This is a genomic window from Martinezella multihospitum, from assembly GCF_900094585.1.
Lineage (GTDB): Bacteria > Pseudomonadota > Alphaproteobacteria > Rhizobiales > Rhizobiaceae > Rhizobium > Rhizobium multihospitium.
In genome coordinates this window covers 903301-921329 of record NZ_FMAG01000001.1, presented here as the reverse complement: position 1 = coordinate 921329, position 18029 = coordinate 903301, and the positions used below count along the sequence as shown (strand labels likewise).

Annotated in this window: 19 protein-coding genes; 8 read left to right on the top strand and 11 right to left on the bottom strand. The window is 61.0% G+C overall.

The window, feature by feature from the left end:
* Nucleotides 1-94 precede the first annotated feature (94 nt).
* From GA0061103_RS04145 to GA0061103_RS04120, 6 genes are all read right to left on the bottom strand, one after another.
* Nucleotides 95-811 (bottom strand): hypothetical protein, encoded by a 717-nt coding sequence (locus GA0061103_RS04145; protein ID WP_092707332.1) that lies wholly within the window; start codon nucleotides 809-811, stop codon nucleotides 95-97.
* A 175-nt stretch (nucleotides 812-986) separates the two neighbouring features.
* Nucleotides 987-1616: an exopolysaccharide biosynthesis protein gene (locus GA0061103_RS04140; protein ID WP_092707330.1), complete on the bottom strand. Its 630-nt coding sequence runs from the start codon at nucleotides 1614-1616 to the stop codon at nucleotides 987-989.
* 48 nt (nucleotides 1617-1664) lie between these two features.
* The gene (locus GA0061103_RS04135) at nucleotides 1665-1976 is read right to left on the bottom strand and encodes a hypothetical protein (RefSeq protein ID WP_092707328.1); all 312 of its coding nucleotides are present in this window, start codon (nucleotides 1974-1976) and stop codon (nucleotides 1665-1667) included.
* 69 nt (nucleotides 1977-2045) lie between these two features.
* A complete protein-coding gene (locus GA0061103_RS04130; RefSeq protein WP_092707326.1) occupies nucleotides 2046-3029 on the bottom strand; it encodes a TerC family protein in 984 nt (327 codons plus the stop codon).
* Between the two features lie 170 nt (nucleotides 3030-3199).
* Nucleotides 3200-3916 (bottom strand): SAM-dependent methyltransferase, encoded by a 717-nt coding sequence (locus GA0061103_RS04125; protein ID WP_092708623.1) that lies wholly within the window; start codon nucleotides 3914-3916, stop codon nucleotides 3200-3202.
* 139 nt (nucleotides 3917-4055) lie between these two features.
* Nucleotides 4056-4535 carry an Lrp/AsnC family transcriptional regulator gene (locus GA0061103_RS04120; RefSeq protein ID WP_092707324.1) on the bottom strand — a complete coding sequence of 160 codons (480 nt, stop codon included), beginning with the start codon at nucleotides 4533-4535 and terminating at the stop codon, nucleotides 4056-4058.
* A 301-nt stretch (nucleotides 4536-4836) separates the two neighbouring features.
* On the opposite strand from GA0061103_RS04120, the gene GA0061103_RS04115 reads away from it, so the two are divergent.
* The 8 genes from GA0061103_RS04115 (at nucleotide 4837) to GA0061103_RS04080 (ending at nucleotide 13021) form a co-directional block, all read left to right on the top strand.
* On the top strand, nucleotides 4837-6591 hold the full coding sequence (locus GA0061103_RS04115) for an alkaline phosphatase (RefSeq protein ID WP_092707322.1): 1755 nt from the start codon (nucleotides 4837-4839) through the stop codon (nucleotides 6589-6591).
* A gap of 75 nt (nucleotides 6592-6666) precedes the next feature.
* A complete protein-coding gene (locus GA0061103_RS04110; RefSeq protein ID WP_092707320.1) occupies nucleotides 6667-7131 on the top strand; it encodes a hypothetical protein in 465 nt (154 codons plus the stop codon).
* Between the two features lie 4 nt (nucleotides 7132-7135).
* Nucleotides 7136-7822, top strand: a complete 687-nt coding sequence (locus GA0061103_RS04105) for an ABC transporter ATP-binding protein (protein ID WP_092707318.1) — start codon at nucleotides 7136-7138, stop codon at nucleotides 7820-7822.
* Nucleotides 7819-9105 (top strand): ABC transporter permease, encoded by a 1287-nt coding sequence (locus GA0061103_RS04100; protein ID WP_092707316.1) that lies wholly within the window; start codon nucleotides 7819-7821, stop codon nucleotides 9103-9105. The genes GA0061103_RS04105 and GA0061103_RS04100 overlap by 4 nt, the downstream gene beginning before the upstream one ends.
* Before the next feature lie 92 nt (nucleotides 9106-9197).
* On the top strand, nucleotides 9198-10166 hold the full coding sequence (locus GA0061103_RS04095; RefSeq protein ID WP_092707314.1) for an ABC transporter substrate-binding protein: 969 nt from the start codon (nucleotides 9198-9200) through the stop codon (nucleotides 10164-10166).
* Between the two features lies 1 nt (nucleotide 10167).
* Nucleotides 10168-11193, top strand: coding sequence for a FecCD family ABC transporter permease (locus tag GA0061103_RS04090; RefSeq protein ID WP_425349456.1), 1026 nt, complete (start codon nucleotides 10168-10170; stop codon nucleotides 11191-11193).
* A 38-nt stretch (nucleotides 11194-11231) separates the two neighbouring features.
* Complete coding sequence (locus tag GA0061103_RS04085) at nucleotides 11232-12224, top strand: FecCD family ABC transporter permease (protein WP_092708617.1); 993 nt, start codon at nucleotides 11232-11234, stop codon at nucleotides 12222-12224.
* Nucleotides 12225-12232: 8 nt separating this feature from the next.
* Complete coding sequence (locus tag GA0061103_RS04080) at nucleotides 12233-13021, top strand: ABC transporter ATP-binding protein (RefSeq protein WP_092707312.1); 789 nt, start codon at nucleotides 12233-12235, stop codon at nucleotides 13019-13021.
* Here the strand turns inward: GA0061103_RS04080 and GA0061103_RS04075 are convergent.
* From GA0061103_RS04075 to GA0061103_RS04055, 5 genes are all read right to left on the bottom strand, one after another.
* Entirely contained in the window at nucleotides 13011-13703 is a 693-nt protein-coding gene (locus GA0061103_RS04075) for a class I SAM-dependent methyltransferase (RefSeq protein ID WP_092707310.1), read from the bottom strand. The genes GA0061103_RS04080 and GA0061103_RS04075 overlap by 11 nt on opposite strands.
* Before the next feature lie 137 nt (nucleotides 13704-13840).
* Nucleotides 13841-14908, bottom strand: a complete 1068-nt coding sequence (locus GA0061103_RS04070; RefSeq protein WP_092708611.1) for an ABC transporter ATP-binding protein — start codon at nucleotides 14906-14908, stop codon at nucleotides 13841-13843.
* 31 nt (nucleotides 14909-14939) lie between these two features.
* Nucleotides 14940-15794: a carbohydrate ABC transporter permease gene (locus GA0061103_RS04065; protein WP_092707308.1), complete on the bottom strand. Its 855-nt coding sequence runs from the start codon at nucleotides 15792-15794 to the stop codon at nucleotides 14940-14942.
* On the bottom strand, nucleotides 15784-16689 hold the full coding sequence (locus GA0061103_RS04060) for a carbohydrate ABC transporter permease (RefSeq protein ID WP_425349469.1): 906 nt from the start codon (nucleotides 16687-16689) through the stop codon (nucleotides 15784-15786). Before GA0061103_RS04060 ends, GA0061103_RS04065 begins: the two co-directional genes overlap by 11 nt.
* Before the next feature lie 98 nt (nucleotides 16690-16787).
* Entirely contained in the window at nucleotides 16788-18002 is a 1215-nt protein-coding gene (locus GA0061103_RS04055) for an ABC transporter substrate-binding protein (protein WP_092707306.1), read from the bottom strand.
* Nucleotides 18003-18029: the final 27 nt, after the last annotated feature.

The window sequence follows — 18029 nt, the reverse complement described above, 5'->3', positions numbered from 1 at the left end:
GGCGCAAATATGGCAGACTTCAGGCGACGAGGGCGCCAAGAATGCCTTATATGCGCTTACGTCGCGTCATCAGGCCGACAAGGTGGGTGGCCACTTATTGCGACGGTAGACGTGGAGCAGGGAAGTCCAGCACTTGGCTGGTATAGCTTTCGATCAATGCGCTGAACGGTGTTCCATCCGGCAGTTTCAGCACGGCATGATGTTCGAGAAGAAAGGAAGGCAGGGCGAGAGATCCGCTCCCGGATGGCGGCAGATCGGCGCCGGCGTCCCATCCTTGCGGGAGAGGCGACCAGAGCAGCTTTGCCGACAGGTTCGTGCGGGTGAAATTGAGGGCCTGAACCGCACGGCCGAACGCGATGTCGCTCGTATCAAGCGACTTGTTCATCTCGGCCGTGAGTTTTGCCGGCACGTACCAATTGTCCGCCTCAGACAGGATACGGTCTCCGCAAGCCAGGCGAACGCGACGATAGGCGACAGGCTCGTCAGGTCCGACCGCCAGCAGCTTCCGGATTGAATCATCGGCCGGCTTGTCCTGACCGCGCACGCGCTGCGCAACGATTTTCGAGCCTTCCGGCGCAAGCTTATGCGCAGCACACCAGCGGTCGAGCGTCAGCGTAGCGCTGGCATTGCTGAGGAGATCGGCATTCAGTGTCTGGAGGATCGCCAGTGCTTCCAGACGCGAGGTCGGCGTGTCGGGCCATTGAGAGGCAGCCGACATTTCCTGCGCCGTCGCCGTCTGCGCGCCAAGCGCGATGGCGACCGAGCTGCTGAGGGCAATCATGCGGACGAAGGACAGGGGCTTTGATGGCATGCGATGAAATCCTCTGCACAGATGATCTTACAGGCCGGAACCTAATGGCTGAGAAATGCGCCGCTGGCATAGATGGCAGGCTTGCCGCTATTGGCAAGACCTGAAAAGGCTGTTGCGGACAAGCGCGGCAACTGGCCGCAAAATCATCCGCTGTCTTCCTCACCGTGCAAGGTGCCTACGATCCGATTGCATTCAGGCCAATGAAGGCCAATTGGATGAGACCGGCCGTGGCGACGAAGGCTAGCGCGGAGACGAACAGCGCCCCTAGGATCAGCAATCCGTCCCGTGCCATCAGGGCGACCGAGATCGCCACGAGGGCAACGACCGGCATATAGTTGCCAAGCGGGATCGGAAGGACAATGGCAATCGCCAGCAGCAGGATCGGAAAGGACAGCAGCCATTGCATGGTGCCGCCCGTGAAAGCGCCCAGACGGCCCGGGCGAACGACGGTTTCTACCCTGGCGAGGATCGGCGCGCTATAGCGCACGACGAGCTCCACGACTGCCGGCGAAAGCCGGCGCCGGTTGAGAAAGGCGGGGAGCCATATCGTCCGCCGGCCCATCGCGATCTGTGCAGCCACCAGAGCGAGAGCGCTTCCGAAAACGACGCCGAACGGTCCGGGTATCGGGATCAGCGCGGGCAGCGACAGAAAGAGGATGGTAAAGGCCATGCTGGTATGCCCGAGGCCGCAGAGCACCTCGCCGATGGAGATGCCACCCTGCTCATGGGCGAGCCTGGCGAGATGGTGCAGGCGAGTGGACGCCCTGTCATCATGCTCAGCCGTGCCGGCAGCCTGTTCTGTCATCGGACATCACCGGATGAGGTCACCGGAATTTCGTGCTTGCACAAAGTGTCAGGCTTCATCGGTACCTTCGCTCTTTCCTTGGATAAGCTTGATGACAGGCGCGCAGTCCGGATTGCTTTTGTCGAGCAGATCGGCAGGGCTGCTCCAGCCGGTCGACAGGCCGATGACGGTGGAAATCGTCCAGAAAGTGTCTTCGGAGGCGCGTTGTGCCAGCGCCGGGACCTCGGACGAGAGACATGCCTGCGATTGCCTGATGATCTCGACGGGCTGGCCGGCGGCAACGGCGTGCCGCTCGATTTCGGCTTGAAGCGGACCAAGGGCGAAAGTTGCAAAAAGAGCTGCGAGGAGATTGGAGATCATGTCTGTACCTTATCGGAAATCCGTTTGAAGCGGGGAGGGAAGTGCCCCGGAGTGGGACACCTCGCGGTATCAGGCGCTTTCGGTCTTGTTGCGTGTCTTCAGCAGGCTCCAGCCGACGCCGCTTGCGATGATGGCGAAGGTGATGCCGAGCGAGAGGGCCGCCGGGAATTTTTCCAGGCCCAGCATATCGGCGACGAAGATCTTCGAACCGATGAAGACGAGCACGATGGCAAGCGCCGGCTTCAGATACTGGAAGCGGTGGATCATGGCGGCGAGTGCGAAGTAGAGGGCGCGCAGGCCGAGGATCGCGAAGATGTTCGACGTATAGACGATGAAGGGGTCAGTCGTGATGGCGAAGATCGCAGGGACCGAATCCACGGCAAAGATCACGTCGGCGACTTCGATCAGCACGAGTGCCATGAAAAGCGGCGTGATGAACCAGACCATTTTTCCGTTCTGCGGATGCGGCTGCTTGACGAAGAAGTGCTCGCCGTGATGATGGTCGGTGACGTTGAAGCGGCTGCGCATGAAGCGCACCAGCGGGTTCTTCGACACATCGGGCTCGGAATCCTTCACGACCAGCATCTTGATGCCGGTGATGATGAGGAAGGCGGCGAAAACATAGAGCAGCCAGGAGAACTCGGCGACCAGCGTCGCGCCGACACCGATCATGATCGCGCGCAGCACGATAACGCCGAGAATGCCCCAGAAGAGCACGCGGTGCTGATAGAGACGAGGCACGGCGAAGAAGGCGAAGATGAGAGCGATGACGAAGACGTTGTCGAGAGCCAGCGTCTTTTCGACGACGAAGCCCGTCATATAGGCCAGGCCGGAATCGGCACCGAGATACCACCATACCCAGCCGCCGAAGGCGAGGCCGAGCGTGATGTAAAGGACGGAGAGCTTGATGCTCTCGCCGACGCCGATCTCCTTGTTTTCCTTATGCAGGACACCGAGATCGAAGGAGAGAATGGCGATGACGAGCGCAAGGAAGCTCGCCCACATCCAGAGCGGCTTTCCCAGCCACTCCACGAAGAGCAAAGACGTTTCCATGACGGAAAACCCCTGTCGGCGCGGTGTCGGAAAGGTCCGACATCGCGAGAGCGCCGACGGCTCTCACCAGAGGGGCCCGGACCAGCGGGTTGGCCAATAGCTGGGAAGCCGGCGTTTGCCTTTCAAGGGCTCGTGTGCATTTTGCAAAGACGGCAACGTCTCGTATCCGTCTAGATGTTGGTCCGACCGATATGGATGCCGTAAACGCTTGCCCTTTCCTGCGCAACGAAATCAGCCAGCGCGGGAGGAATTTCGACCTGGGCGCTATGCCGCGCGAGGACATGGAAGCTTTTCGGAAGACAGGTTGCGATACGGTCGATGATCGTTTCATAATCGACGATCAATATCTCCCGTCCGGCCATAAGGTCGAACAGCAGCGGATCGTCGATGACGTGCTTATTTTCACAAAACCAGTAAGAGGAGATCGTCAGGTCGGGAAGATAGTCTATCTGCGCCGGCAGGTTTCGTTGCTCGAACTGAAAACGTCCAGATAGCCCAGCCGCTGACATCAATTCCCTGGCGAGAGAGAGCTGATGTTCGGATATATCCAGCCCGTGAAGCTCCAGCTCGGGATTGTCGGCGAGATAGGCAAAGGCAAGGCTGAAGGCGCCGGAGCCGCAGCCGAGATCGCATACCCTTCTATATTTGTGGATCGTTGCTTCGAGGCTGGTGAGTGCCTGCAGGCACTTCAGTGAATTTCGCATGCCGAATGCACGGGTGAAGGCATCGGCGGAACGACTATAGTCGAATATCTCGATCTGACGCCTGCTTTCGACAGCATTGCGCAAGGCAATGGAATCGTTGCTGGGATGGTATAGATGATTACATCTGAGCAGGACTTCAGCAAATTCTTCGAAATACCGCGTTTGTACGTCCGTGCCGGTCATGCAACCTGTCCTCGCCAAGGATATTGTCTTTGGCGTGATTGGAAAGGCTGCATGCGCCGAAAGCAAGCCCTCAAAACTTGCGCTTGATGCCCGATAGGGCAGGGTCGCGTGGCTACGATCATCGAACGCCGGCGCCATGTCAGCCTTGCGGCGGGGAGATCGGAAATCCTTCGAAGGTCTTGAGGGTATCGAGGACGATCGCCGTCTTCACGTGCTGAACGGATTCATGCGGCAGCAGCACATCGTTGACGAAACGGGAGAGATCGGTAAGCCCGCGGGTGGCGACCTTCAGGTGATAGTCCATTTCGCCTGTCAGTGCATAGGCTTCCAGCACCTCCGGCAGACCGTTGATAAGCTGCGAAAACCGGCGGGCATTATCCCTGTTGTGGGTGGCAAGCGTTACCGAAATGACGACGAGCATGTCCAGCCCCAGCTTCTGCCGGTCGAGATTGGCCTGGTAGCTACGAATATAGCCTTCCGCCTCCAGCCTTGTGCGTCGCCTCGAGCACTGCGACGGCGAAAGCGCAATGCGCTCGCCGAGCTCGTTGTTCGTCAATCTGCCGTCCTTCTGAAGCTCCTCCAGCAGGCGCAGATCCAATTTGTCGAGCTGTTCATCCATTGCGCAAAACTCTCAGAATCCTCACGAAGCGTGCGTAGTATTCGCTTATCTTATGAGGATGGCAAGTTTTGACATCATGAATTTCGGTCTAGCTTGCATGGCGAGGGTCGCGCGGATTGTGTCGAATTGAAAGGAAGGTCCGTACGTTCGACCGGCATTTTAGATGCGGAACATACAATCAACCTTACTTACTGATCATCGTTTTGGAATTAGCGGTTGAGAAAGTTGACCTCATTTTACATGATTGTCATCTGGCTTTTATAAGTGGGAGGCGGGAAGCAACCAAACGCAGGGGGTATAAATGCGTAAACTTCTTCTCGCCATGATGTCTGCGACCGTAATGTCCGGCGCAGCCCATGCAGCGACAGTCTATCCGTTGGACCGGGCAACGGTACTCGCCGGCTCACCGTTCGATTTCAAGGTGGAATTCAGCAAGGTCGTCAAGCCGGAAGACGTGAAGGTCACGGTCAACGGCGAAAGCTACGATGCCGTTTTCGGCAAGGCGGCTGATTTCGTCGCCGAAGAAAAGGGTGCCGAAGACAAGGTTCTCGGATCGGCCCTGATCCTGCGCGGCGTCAAGCTCGCAAAGCCTGGCCAGTACAAGGTCGAGGTTTCGGCCGGCGACGAGAAGAAGTCCGTCAACTGGGATGTCTACGGCACGTCGGCCACGCCGAAGGCCAAGAACATCATCTTCCTGCTCGGCGACGGTCTCTCGGTTGCGCATCGCACCGGCGCCCGCATCATGTCCAAGGGCATGACCGAAGGCAAGGCCAATGGCCGTCTCGCAATGGACGATATCCCGCCGGTCGCCTTCATCGGCACATCCTCGACCTCGGCCATCGCCACCGACAGCGCCAACACCATGTCGGCCTACATGACCGGCCACAAGTCTGCGGTCAACGCGCTCGGCGTCTATGCTGACCGCACGCCGGCAAGCCTGGACGACCCGAAGGTCGAAACGATCGGCGAGGCCCTGCGCCGCACCGGCAAGAAGTCGCTCGGCATCGTGACCACGGCCGAAGTCGAAGACGCGACGCCGGCAGCGCTCGTTTCTCACACCCGCAAGCGCGGCGACAAGGCCGAGATCGTCGGCATGATGTACGATGTCAAGCCGGATGTGCTGCTCGGCGGCGGCTCGGCCTATTTCCTGTCGAAGAGCGTTCCGGGCTCCAAGCGCAAGGACGACAAGGACTATATCGCGCTCTTCAAGGACGCCGGCTATGCCGTTGCCACCGACAAGAACGAACTGGCGGCCGCTGCCGGCTCGAACCAGGACAAGCTGCTCGGTCTTTTCCATACCGGCAACCTCGACGTCACGCTCGACCGCGAGTTCCTGAAGAAGGGCACCGTCGACAAGTTCCCGAACCAGCCGGGCCTGGTCGACATGACCAAGGTCGCGCTCGACAAGCTTGCCAAGAACCCGGAAGGCTTCTTCCTCGTGGTCGAGGGCGCCTCCATCGACAAGATGAGCCACCCGCTCGACTGGGACCGCGCTCTGGTCGAAACCATCGAGTTCGACAAGGCCGTTGCCGTCGCCCGTGAATTCCAGGCCAAGAACCCGGATACGCTTGTTGTCGTCACCGGTGACCACACGCATGGCGTCTCGATCATCGGCACCGTCGATGACGAAAAGAAGGGCACCGAGATGCGTGAAAAGGTCGGTACCTACGCGGCCGCCGGCTTCCCGAACTATGAAGACAAGGACGGCGACGGCTATCCGGACCGTGTCGACGTTTCGCGTCGTCTGTTCATCGCCGCCAACAACGGTCCCGACCATTACGAGACCTTCCGTCCGAAGCTCGACGGTCCTTTCGTTCCGGCGATCCAGAACGAGAAGAAGGAATATGTTGCCAACGAAGCCTACAAGGACGTGCCCGGTGCCGTCTTCGTGCAGGGCAACATTCCGCGGGACGAGGACAGCGGTGTCCACGCAGTCGATGATGTCGTGCTGCAGGCCGCTGGCCCCGGTGCCGAAGGCTTCCGTGGCTACATGGAACAGAGCGACGTCTATCGTGTGCTGGCCGATACTTTCGCGTTCGGCACAGAGAAGATGTAAGTCGTTAGAGACGGTGTGACCAAGGACAGGCGGTGTCAAAGCCGCCTGTCTTCTCATCTTTCATAGGGGTATGCGATGTCCGGGGACAGGATCGCCACCATCAATCGTCGAGGCTTTCTGGCCGCTGCCGCGGCTTTGCCTGTCATGGGCATTGCGGCACGTGCGAATGCCTCCGAGACGCTGGGCTTCGGCGAGCTCTACAAGAGTTTCGGCCCGCTCGGGCTCGAATTTTCCGACAAGGTGAAACAGCTGAGCGGCAAGGAAGTGGCCATCAACGGCTTCATGGCGCCGCCCTTGAAGGCGGAGGCGGCCTTCTTCGTGCTCACGGAAATCCCGATGTCGCTCTGCCCGTTCTGCTCGTCCGATGCCGACTGGCCCGACAATATCATGGTCGTCTATCTCTCCTCCAAGCAGACATTCGTGCAGTACAATGCGCCGATCAAGGCGCGCGGCGTGCTGGAATTCGGCTCCTGGACCGATCCGGAAACCGGCTTCATCAGCCAGTTGCGTCTCCGCGACGCCTCGTTCAGGACTGTCTGAGCACATGCTTGCACTTGATATCTCCGGTCTTGAAATGCAGTTTCCCGGCTTGGCCGCGCCGGTGCTCGCCATCGACCGGTTCCATCTGCCGGCGGGCGGCAGGCTTGCGATCACCGGTGCCTCCGGTTCCGGCAAGAGCACCTTCGTCAATGCCATTACCGGGTTGGAAGATGTGGGGAATGGCAGCGTCTCCTGGAGCGGCACGGAGATCACCCGCCTGTCATCCGGCCGCCGCGATGCTTTCCGCGCCCGCAATATCGGCCTCGTCATGCAGGATTTTCACCTCTTTCCCGGCCTGTCCGCCTTCGAGAATGTCGTGCTGCCGATCAAGCTGGCGCGGCGTCTTTCAGCCAAGGAACGGGAGCGCGCGCTTTATCTATTGTCCGTGACCGGCATTGCCCGCCCGCAGCAGAAGATCGAGACCTTGTCGCGCGGCGAGATGCAGCGCGTTGCCGTTGCCCGCGCATTGCTGTCGCGTCCCGGCGTCATCGTCGCAGACGAGCCGACGGCGAGCCTCGATCGTCGGGCAGGCAATGAGGTTGCGGAGCTTCTGCTGCAGCTTTCGGCCGAAGAGGGGACGACGCTTGTCGTCGTCACGCATGATGCCGCACTCGCCGAGCGCCTTGGCCGCCGCATCAGTCTGGCAAACGGGCGGATCGAGGAAGACAGCCAAGAGGTTGCTGCGCAATGATCACCTTCATCCTTGCCGACCTCAGACGCTTCTGGAGCGGTGCGCTGGCCGTCGTGGTGCTGATTGCCCTGTCGGTCGCGCTGAGCGTCACCGTTACCTTGCAGGAGCGGGCCGTCCGGCTCGGTAGCGCCCGCGCCGCCGAGAAATTCGATCTGCTCGTCGGAGCCGCCGGCAGCGAGACGCAGCTGGCGCTTTCAGCCGTCTTCCTGCAGCCGGCGCCGTTGCCGCTGATGGAGGGTGCCGTTCTTTCCCATCTCGCCAATGATCCCCGCGTGGAACTGGCGGCACCGGTCGGCTTCGGCGATTCTGCCTACGGGTACCCTATCGTCGGCACGACCACGAGCCTCATTTCGTCCCTCTCGCCATCGCTGTCGCAGGGGGCGATGTTCTCGCGCTTCGGCGAAGCGGTGGTCGGTTCCGATGTCGCCTTGTCGGCCGGTGCCGAGATCAAGCCGATGCATGGCACGGCCGAGACCGGCGGCGAAACCCATACGGCCATTGCCTATAAGGTCACCGGCCGCATGGTGCCGACGGGAACAGCCTGGGATCGCGCGATCCTGGTGCCGATCCGTGCCGTCTGGCAGTTGCACGGCATGCATGGCGCGGACCATCACGACCACGATGGCGACGAAGCCAATGTGCGTGGCGCAGCGGAGACACATCAGCATGCCGACGGCCGCGAAGAGGGCCATGAGCACGGCCACGTCGATGCCGATGCGCCGATCGATGAGCATTTCGATGCGCAGACGCCCGGTGTTCCGGCTGTTCTCGTCAAGCCGAAGACGATTGCCGATGCCTACCGTCTCAGGCAGGAATATCGAACCGGAACGACGCTCGGCATTTTCCCGGCCGAGGTGCTGACCAGGCTTTATGCGACACTCGGCGATGCCCGCAGCCTGCTGCTGGCGATCGCGCTCGGCACGCAGGCGATCGTGATTGCCGCGATCGTGCTGGTAACCATCATGCATGTCGGTTCGCGCCGCCGGCAGATCGGCGCCCTGCGGGCGCTTGGAACACCGGTCCGCTCGATCGTCGCGCTCGTCTGGGGCGAGCTCTTCGTCCTGTTCGCCGCCGGCATCCTGCTCGGCATTACGCTCGGCTATGCCGCAGCGCTGGTTATCTCTGCCAGACTGGCGGCAGCGACCGCCGTGCGCCTGCCCGTCGGCTTTTCTTTCGATGATCTCTGGCTTGTCGGAGGCTTTGCCGGGGTTGCCGCGATCATCTCCATCGTGCCGGCGTTCAGTGCGCTACGCTCCAGCCCGGCGGCCGCGCTACGGGCCTGATGTGGTGCTCGCAAAAGTCGATCTAAAACTGGATTGCAAAACTCCGCTTTATTGATTAAAGCCATCTCGCGCATCTGATGGAGGATCCCGCGATGGCGAACAGCGCCCGTAAAATCGCTTCTGTTTTTGGTTTGCTCGCCGTGCTGGCAACAAGTTCCGCCCTGGCGGAAGACGCGAAAACCGTTTCCGTGACGGATGACCGCGGCGTCAAGGTCGAGGTACCCACGCAGCCGAAGCGCATTGCCGCGATCTCCTATTTTGCCGATGACGTCGCGCTCGCCCTTGGCATCAAGCCTGTCGCCAGCACCTACATGACGCAGGGCCGGCAGCCGGACTTTCTTCTCGGCCTGACCGCGCAGATGGCGCAGATCGGCCAGCGCGCCAAGCCCAATCTGGAGCTGCTGTCGCAGGCCAAGCCCGATCTCATCGTCGCGATCCGCCGTTACACGGTCGGCAATGCGCCGCAGCTGGAAAAGATCGCGCCCTACCTCGCCTACAACATGGAACTGCTGACCGAGAGCGATCAGGAAATCGCCGAATTCTCGAAGATCCTCGGCAAGCCCGAACGTGGTCTGCAGCTCAATGCAGATTTCCACAAGCACCTCGATGAGATCGCCGCCAAGGCGCCGAAGAACGTCCATCCGCGCTTTGCGATCATGTGGGGCGGCGCGACACCTTTCGCCTTCCACACGGAAAACACGGCCGCCTCGATCGTTGCGGCCATCGGCGGTGACAATATCGCCGGACCCAAGACGCCGGGTGGCCCCTTCGGCATCGATCTGAGCCTGGAAACCATGCTCGAGAAGGATCCCGAAGTCCTCTTTATCTACGACTCTGGCCCGGATCGGCCGCAGGAAAACAACCCGATCTGGCAGGAACTGACCGCCGTCAAGAACAAGCGGGTATTCTACGTTGGCGACCAGTGGGTGGAGACCAATGGTCCGATCGCGCGCGAGATCGTGCTGCGCGAAGCCGCGCACTACCTCTATCCGGATGCTTTCCCGGCCGTCGATGTGAGGGCGGAAGCCGCCAAGATCATTCCCGCAGATATTCAGAAGTAAAATGCTTCGGGCCGTGGCCACGATGGATGCGCGCAGATCACTGGCGGTGATCGCACTCCTCGTTGCCGCGACCCTGCTGGTCGTCTTCATCGGCCTGTTGCCCGGTGCGAAGGTCTTGACGATTGCGGACGCCAGCCGCGCCCTCTTTGCGCCGGACGGCAAGATCGATTCCATCCTGGTCTGGACGCTGCGTTTGCCGCGAAGTCTTGCGGCGGCGCTTGCCGGTGCCGGGCTCGCGGTCTCCGGCTATCTCCTGCAGACACTGACGCGAAACCCGCTCGCCGATCCCGGAATTACCGGCGTCACCGCCGGCGCGATCACGCCGATCGTTTGCTGTTTCGTTTTCTTCCCCTGGCTCTCGTCCGCCTTCTATCCCTTCGTCGGCCTTGCGGGTGGTTTGGCGGCAGCGGCCGTCACCTTCTGGGTCTCGAAAGGCGGGCAGGGGCGGCCGCTGCATCTGGCACTCGGCGGCGTCAGCGTCTCGCTGTTTCTTGGTGCGATCACGATCTACGTGCTGCTTCTGACCGGGCCGCAATCGACGTCGCTTCTGTTCTGGCTCTCCGGCGGTTTTCAGGGACGCTCCTGGTCTCATCTGACCTATATGCTCCCCTGGGTCGTTGTCGGCGTTGCAGGCGCATTGGCGCTCCATCGCGTGATCGGCATGTTCGCACTCAGCGATCATGCGGCCGCGGGCATGGGCGTGCAGCTCAATCTCTGGAAGCCCGTGCTGCTGGTACTCGGCGTCTGTCCCGTCGCCGGCGTCGCCCCGATTGCGGGGCCGGTCGCCTTCGTCGGGCTTGCAGCGCCGCATATCGCGCGGTTGCTGAGGCCGCGCGGCGCGGCTTGGGAAATCATGCTTTGTGCCGCCATCGGTGCCCTGATCGTGACGGTTTCCGATCTCATTGCCCGCACGGTCGCCATTCCGAAGGAACTTCCCGTCGGTATCATCACGGCATTGATCGGCGGACCGGTCTTTATTTATCTCATCCAGCGTGGCCGCCTGCAATTTCGAGGGCATAGCCTATGATTGTGGACACGCCCGTCACCCATCTGCCGCGAAGAGGCATGCTGCCGATTGTCATCTTCATCGCGCTTCTGTCGCTGGTTGCCGCGACATTCCTCGGTGTGGTCGATCTGCCGGCGGCGGATGTGTTTGCTGTATTGAGCGGCAAGGGTTCGCCCGAGGCACAGTCGATCATTCTCGATATCCGGCTGCCGCGCATCGTCACCGGTATCCTTGCCGGCATTCAGTTCGGCGTCGCCGGCCTGCTCCTGCAGACGATCACGCGAAATCCGCTCGCAGATCCCTCCCTGATGGGGGTGTCGCAGGGCGCGACGCTGACCGTCACGCTGTTCCTGCTCTTCACGGTCTATATCTTCAATCCGGGCGACAATACGGTGGCGGAGCTGCCGATCGCCTGGCTTCCGGTCGCAGGTCTTGCGGGCGGAATGCTCGCCGGCGGCATCATCTACCTGCTCGCCTTCCGGCTTGAGCTCAGTCCGCTGCGGATCACGCTCTGCGGTGTCGCCATAGGCGCTGTCCTGCATGCGCTCGCGGTCGGCCTGATTGCCGGCTGGGGATCGGCGCGCATCGAGATCATTCTCGAATGGCTTTCGGGCAGCCTCTATGCGCGCACCTGGGACCATGCGCTGTTTCTTCTGCCGTTCACGATCGCAGGCCTCCTCATCCTGCCGGTGATCTACCGGCCCGTGGTCATGCTGCAATTCGATGCGCAGGTCGCCCGCTCGTTCGGGCTTGCCTATCGCAGGCAATTTTCCGTTGTCCTTTTAGTTTCCTGCGCTCTTGCGGCAAGCGCGGTTGGCGCCGTCGGTCCGATCGTTTTCGTCGGACTGGTCGTTCCGCATCTCGCCCGCTTCCTCGCCGGCCGGCACTTCCCCCTGGTTCTGCCTCTGACAGTCGTTCTCGGCGCGGTCTTCGTCACCCTGGGCGACCTTATCGGCCGTCTGGTCGGGCGCGCCGAGGAGGTGCCGATCGGGGTAGTCACCGCGATTGTCGGCGTGCCGGTGCTGCTTATCCTTTTGAGAAAAATTCCCTGAGATCGCCCATGCCGCTGTCCTGTTCGCAACTCTCTGTCTTCTATGGTCGACGCAAGGCGCTGGACGGCTTCGGGCTTGCCATGCGGAAGGGCGAGATCCGGGCGCTGATCGGCCCGAATGGATCAGGCAAGAGCACGGCCTTGCAGGCGCTTGCCGGCCTGATTGCCCCGGCGGAGGGCCAGGTGACGATCGAGGATATCCCGGTCGCGACCATGTCGCGGCGTACGATCGCCAAGAAGCTTGCCTTCCTGCCGCAGCAGCCGTCGGCACCGGATGAGATGACGATCGCGCAGCTGGTACGGCAGGGGCGTTTCGCCCATGTCGGGCTTTTCCGCAGCTACGATCGCAGGGACGAGGAGGCGATCGAATGGGCGCTGGAAAGCACCGGGCTTTCGAGCCTTGCCGACCGCACCCTGAAGGAACTCTCCGGCGGCGAGCGGCAGCGGGCCTGGATATCGGCAGCACTTGCGCAGGAGGCCGGCATATTGCTGCTGGATGAGCCGACCTCGTTCCTCGATATCGGCTATCAGGTCGAGGTGCTGGATCTTGTCCATCGCCTCAGCCGCGAGAGGGGCGTCACCATCATCATGGCGATCCACGACATCAATCAGGCGATTGCCGTCAGCGACCGTATCTCACTGCTGGAAAAAGGCGAACTGCGCTTCGACGGCGAACCGAGGGCGCTCGCCGAAAGCGGGCTGATCGAGAAGACCTTCCGGGTGAAAGGGCGGTTCGTCCAGGTGAGCCCCGACGCGCCGCCGCATTTCGATGTCGAGCTGGCGCGGCTTAGCCATTGAGGGGCTTGACGAGCCGGAAGACGATTTTCGTCTGCGTGTAATAGTCGAGCGCATCGGCGAAGTCAGGTGTCCAGCCATCCTCGACGAAGGGGATGAAGCCGTCATATTCCAGCTTGCGGCCGGAGACTGTGAAGCCTGTCTTGGCAAAAGCGCGTCCGTAATCCGAAATCGAACGATCCTGAACGACGGTGTTGGTACGCTTGGCGACGAGATCGCGCCACTTCGGCCAGAGCGGATTGTCCGTATGGCAGCCGGTGACGGCATAATAGACGCCGCCGGGCTTCAATGCCTTCCAGATATCCGCAGCATGGGCATGGATATCCTCGATGAGATAGATGACCTCGTGGCTGATCGCGAGATCGAACTCTTCGACCCAGCCTTCGAGCGTGCCGCTCACCGCATGCTGGACCGGCAGGTTGCCCTTGAAGGCTTCGGCCTTGGCGATCGACTGTTCGGCGATGTCGATGCCCAGCGCCTTGCGGAACGGCCTGATGGCATAGAGATGACGCAGCAGGCCGCCTTGATTGCAGCCGAAGTCGACCACGCTCTTGGCGGACAGATCGCGTTCGACGATCAGGTCGATCAGATGTCTCCAGATCGGCGCATGCCCATCCGCCATCCTGTCTTCCGCATCCGGATCGACATACCAGGTGGCGATCGTCTTCTGACCTTCTTGGTTCATCGGTTTTCTCTCCAGGCTATTCAAACGTGCCTGTCTTTAGGCCGGACTTCGGCCCATGGCTAGGTTTTGAAATCCAAAAGCCGTGCGGACAGAAGTTTTTATCTGCGGCGCTTACGCGGAGAGCAAAGATTCTGCAGTCAATGCAGGCGCTGGCCGTTCGTTGGATCGAACAGATGCGCCTTTGCCGGATCGATCCTGAGCTGGATCGGCTGGCCGGGAGACACCGAGGGACGGTCCCTGATGGCAGCCACGATCGATTGGGCGCCGGCCTGCAATTGCAGATGTGTGTCCGAGCCGGTCGGTTCGATGATGATGACCTTGGCCCGCACGCCATCCGTATCGACAGCGATATGTTCCGGGCGGATGCCGAGCTGGACGGACCGGCCGAGATGGCGGCGGGCGCTTTCCGGCAGCGGCCAATGCAGATCTTCCGCATCCTGCAATTCCAAGGTCCCATTCCGGTCGGCAACGATGCCATCGATGAAATTCATCGACGGTGATCCGATGAAGCCGGCGACGAAGCTGTTGGCCGGCGCGTCGTAGATTTCGAGGGGAGAGCCGATTTGCTCTATATGGCCGCCGCGCATGACGACGATGCGGTCGGCCATGGTCATGGCTTCCATCTGGTCGTGCGTCACATAGACCATGGTGGTGCCGAGGCGCTGGTGGAGTGTCTTGATCTCGGTGCGCATCTGCACCCGCAGTTTTGCATCGAGATTGGAGAGCGGTTCGTCAAACAGGAAGACCGCGGGATTGCGGACGATGGCGCGCCCCATGGCGACGCGCTGGCGCTGGCCGCCCGACAATTGCCGGGGATAGCGATCGAGGAGAGCGGCGAGATCCAGGATCGCCGCGGCATCGTTGACCTTCTGCTCGATCTCCTGGCGGCTGCGGCGCGCAAGCTTCAGCGAAAAGGCCATGTTGTCGCGCACGGTCATGTGCGGATAAAGCGCGTAGGATTGGAACACCATGGCGATGTCGCGCTCGTTCGGTTCGAGATCGTTGACGATGCGGTCGCCGATTTCGATCTCGCCGTCGCTGATGCCTTCCAGCCCGGCGATCATGCGCAGCAGGGTGGATTTGCCACAGCCCGAAGGTCCGACAAGCACCACGAATTCTCCATCCTGTGCGGCGACGGATACGCCGTGCAGCACTTCGAGGGCACCGTAGCGTTTGATGGCGTTGCGAATGGTCAGTTTCGCCATGAATATCTCTCCCGAAATCGCGGCTGGCGCTTCAGCGACCGCCCATGCCCGCATTGAGGGCGATGCTGTTGTAGATGAGCTTCTGCAGGATGATCGCGAGGAAGATGCCTGGAAGCATGGAAAGGGTGGCGCCGGCCATCAGATAGTTCCACTGCGTGCCCTGTTGCGTCTGGAACAGGGTGAGGCCGACGGGCAGTGTGGCATTGTCGGCACCGGTCATGACGATCAGCGGCCAGAGGAAGTTGTTCCACTGCCCGATGAAGGTGAATAGCGACAGAAGCCCGATCGCCGGCATGGACAGCGGCACGATGATGCTGACGAGGATGCGCAGGCGCGATGCGCCGTCGATCCTTGCCGCCTCCTCGAGTTCCATGGGAATGGAGAGGAAGAACTGCCGCATCAGGAAGGCGCCGAAGGTGCCAAAGGAGATCGGCAGGATCACGCCGGGGAAGGTGTTGACGAGGCCGAGCTTGTTGACGATCAGAAACAGCGGAATGATGAGCATCAGCGGAGGCACCATCAGCGTGCCGATATAACCGAGCAGCAGCGTTTCGCGCGCCCTAAATTTCAGTCGGGCGAAGGCATAGCCGGAGAGGCAGGAGACGACGACGGTGATGGCCGTGACGCAAACGGCGATGACGGCGCTGTTGAGGAAGAAGCGGCCGAAGGGCAGCTGCGTCCAGGCGGCGGTAAAATTTCCCCATTCGAAGACTTGCGGAAGGATGCGCGCCGGTATTGCCGTCACTTCGGCATTCGATCGCACCGCATTCGATACCATCCAGAAGAAGGGAAAGAGAAAGGCGATTGCGACGAGCGTGATTGCTAGATGATTGATGATGTCGAGCACCAGCTTCCGGCGCGCTCTGCTTTCGGATCTAGGCGTCATAATGCACCCATTTGCGCTGGAACCAGAATTGCAGGGCCGTCAGCGCCATGATCAGCGCGAACATCACCCAGGCGATGGCAGAGGCGTAGCCCATCTGGAAGTTCTGAAAGCCGCGTTGATAGATGGCGTAGCCGAGCGTCGCGGTCGACGATCCCGGCCCGCCTTTCGTCATGACGTAGATCTGGTCGAAGACCTGTAGCGAGGTGATCGCGGTCATGACGGTGCCGAAGAACAGTGTCGGCGAAATCAGCGGCAGCCGGATTTTCCAGAAGCGGTCCCAGGCAGTCGCGCCATCGATGCGAGCGGCCTCCAGATAGGTGGCCGGTACCATGTCGAGAGCGGCATTGAAGAGAACCGTATTATAGCCGACGCCGGCCCAGATCGACGTTAGCACGACGGCCTGCATGGCGAGCGTGCGATCATTGAGTACACCCGAAAATGGCAGTGATAGCGAGGCCATCAGGCTGTCGAAAAGCCCGCCGCTCGTAAAGATCAGCATCCAGACCATGGCGACCGCAATCAACGGGGTGAATGTCGGCAGAAAGAAGATCACCCGGAACCAGCGCTGCCCGATCTTCAGGCTAGAAATCCACGTCGCCAACCCCAGCGAGATGATGATGTTCAGCACGAGATATTCGACGGTGAAGAAAAGGGTGTTGCGCAAGACCGTCCAGAATTGCGGATCGGTCGTAAACAGACGTGTGTAATTGGCAAAGCCGACGAAACGCGGCGTGCCGAGCAACTGCCAATTGGTGAAGCTGAGCGCGATCGACGCCAGGATCGGCAAGACGAGAAACAGGACGATGCCGATCAGCCCCGGCAGCAGGAAGAACAGGGCCGTCCATCCCTCGCCTCTGAACCATTTGCGCGATCGTGGCCTTGGTCTTGCGATCATGTCGGTGTGCTTGCCCAGCATCATGGGCCTCTCCTTTCCGGCAATGGCGCTGCGGTCGAGCGGGTGGGCTCGGCCGCAGGCCGACGAGGTGCCCCGGTCTATGGTAGCTGGCTCTGAATGTCGCTCAATACGCCTTCGGGTTTGGAGTCTCCCGTCAGCGCGAGCGGCACATATTGCATCACCAGATTTTCGAACTGGTTCCATTTCTCGTTGATGCGGAACGGCGTGGTGTGGGCGAACATATATTGCAGCGTGTCGCGGGTGCCGCTGACATTCTTGGCTGCGCCGTCATACCAGGCGGTCTGCTGCGCGAGCCGGGCCGGCAGCGCGCGTCCGGCCGCGCCGAGGATTTCGGCGGCCTTGGGGCCGGTCAGCACCTGCAGCGCCTTGAAGGCTGCATCCTTATGCTGGCTCGTGGCGGAAATGCCCCAGCCCGAGCCGGCCGTGATGAAGCGCGACGCGCCGTTGCCGCGCGGTAGTGGCGCAATGCCGATCTTGAAGTTGACATTGGCCTGCCCGGTAATCAGCGACCAGGGTCCGTCGATATACATGGCGACATTGCCCGAGGCGAAGCGGCCGCTTGCTGCCGAGGCATCGGCCGCGGAGGCAAAGACCGGCGAGAGCTTGTCCTTGGCGGTGAGATCGGCATATTTACTGAACGCATCGACAAAGCCGGCATTGGTGAGGTCGAACTCATTGTCGGCATTGAAATAATCAGCGCCGAGCGCGACGGGGCCGGCGATGAAATCGAAAGCCTGGGTGCCGTAGCCGTAGGTTCCGTCCTTGGTCAGCGCCTTGGCGTCGGCTTTGAAATCATCGAACGTCCAGTCCTTCGCGGGCTCCTTCAAGCCGGCGGCGGCGAACTTGTCGCGATTGTAGAAGACCATCCACGGGCCGACGTCGTAGGGCAATGCATAGAGTTTGCCGTCCTGCGAAAGGCCGGACATGATCGATGTCTCGAAGTCCGCCACCTTCACGTCGCTGCCTTTCACATAATCGTCGAGCGGTGTCAGGATAGAAGAGAAGTTCGGCAGGCGCATCGACTGCATCGAGACGATATCGGCGACCTGTCCCGATGCTGCCAGAACCGGCAGTCGTGTCCAATAATCCGTCCAGCCCGAAAGCTGCAGCTTGACCTTGATATCGGGATATTGCTTGTTGACGAGATCGGCCAACCGCTGCCACAGCTCGGCATCGTTCGGCTGACCCCACATCTGCCAGGTAAGGGTCACGGCGGCATCCTGCGCCTGCGCGCCGATGCCGGGTAGTGAAATCGCCGCAAGGGCGGCGGCAAATATCAATGAACGCTTCATGACGGTTCCTCCTCCTTAATGACTTTC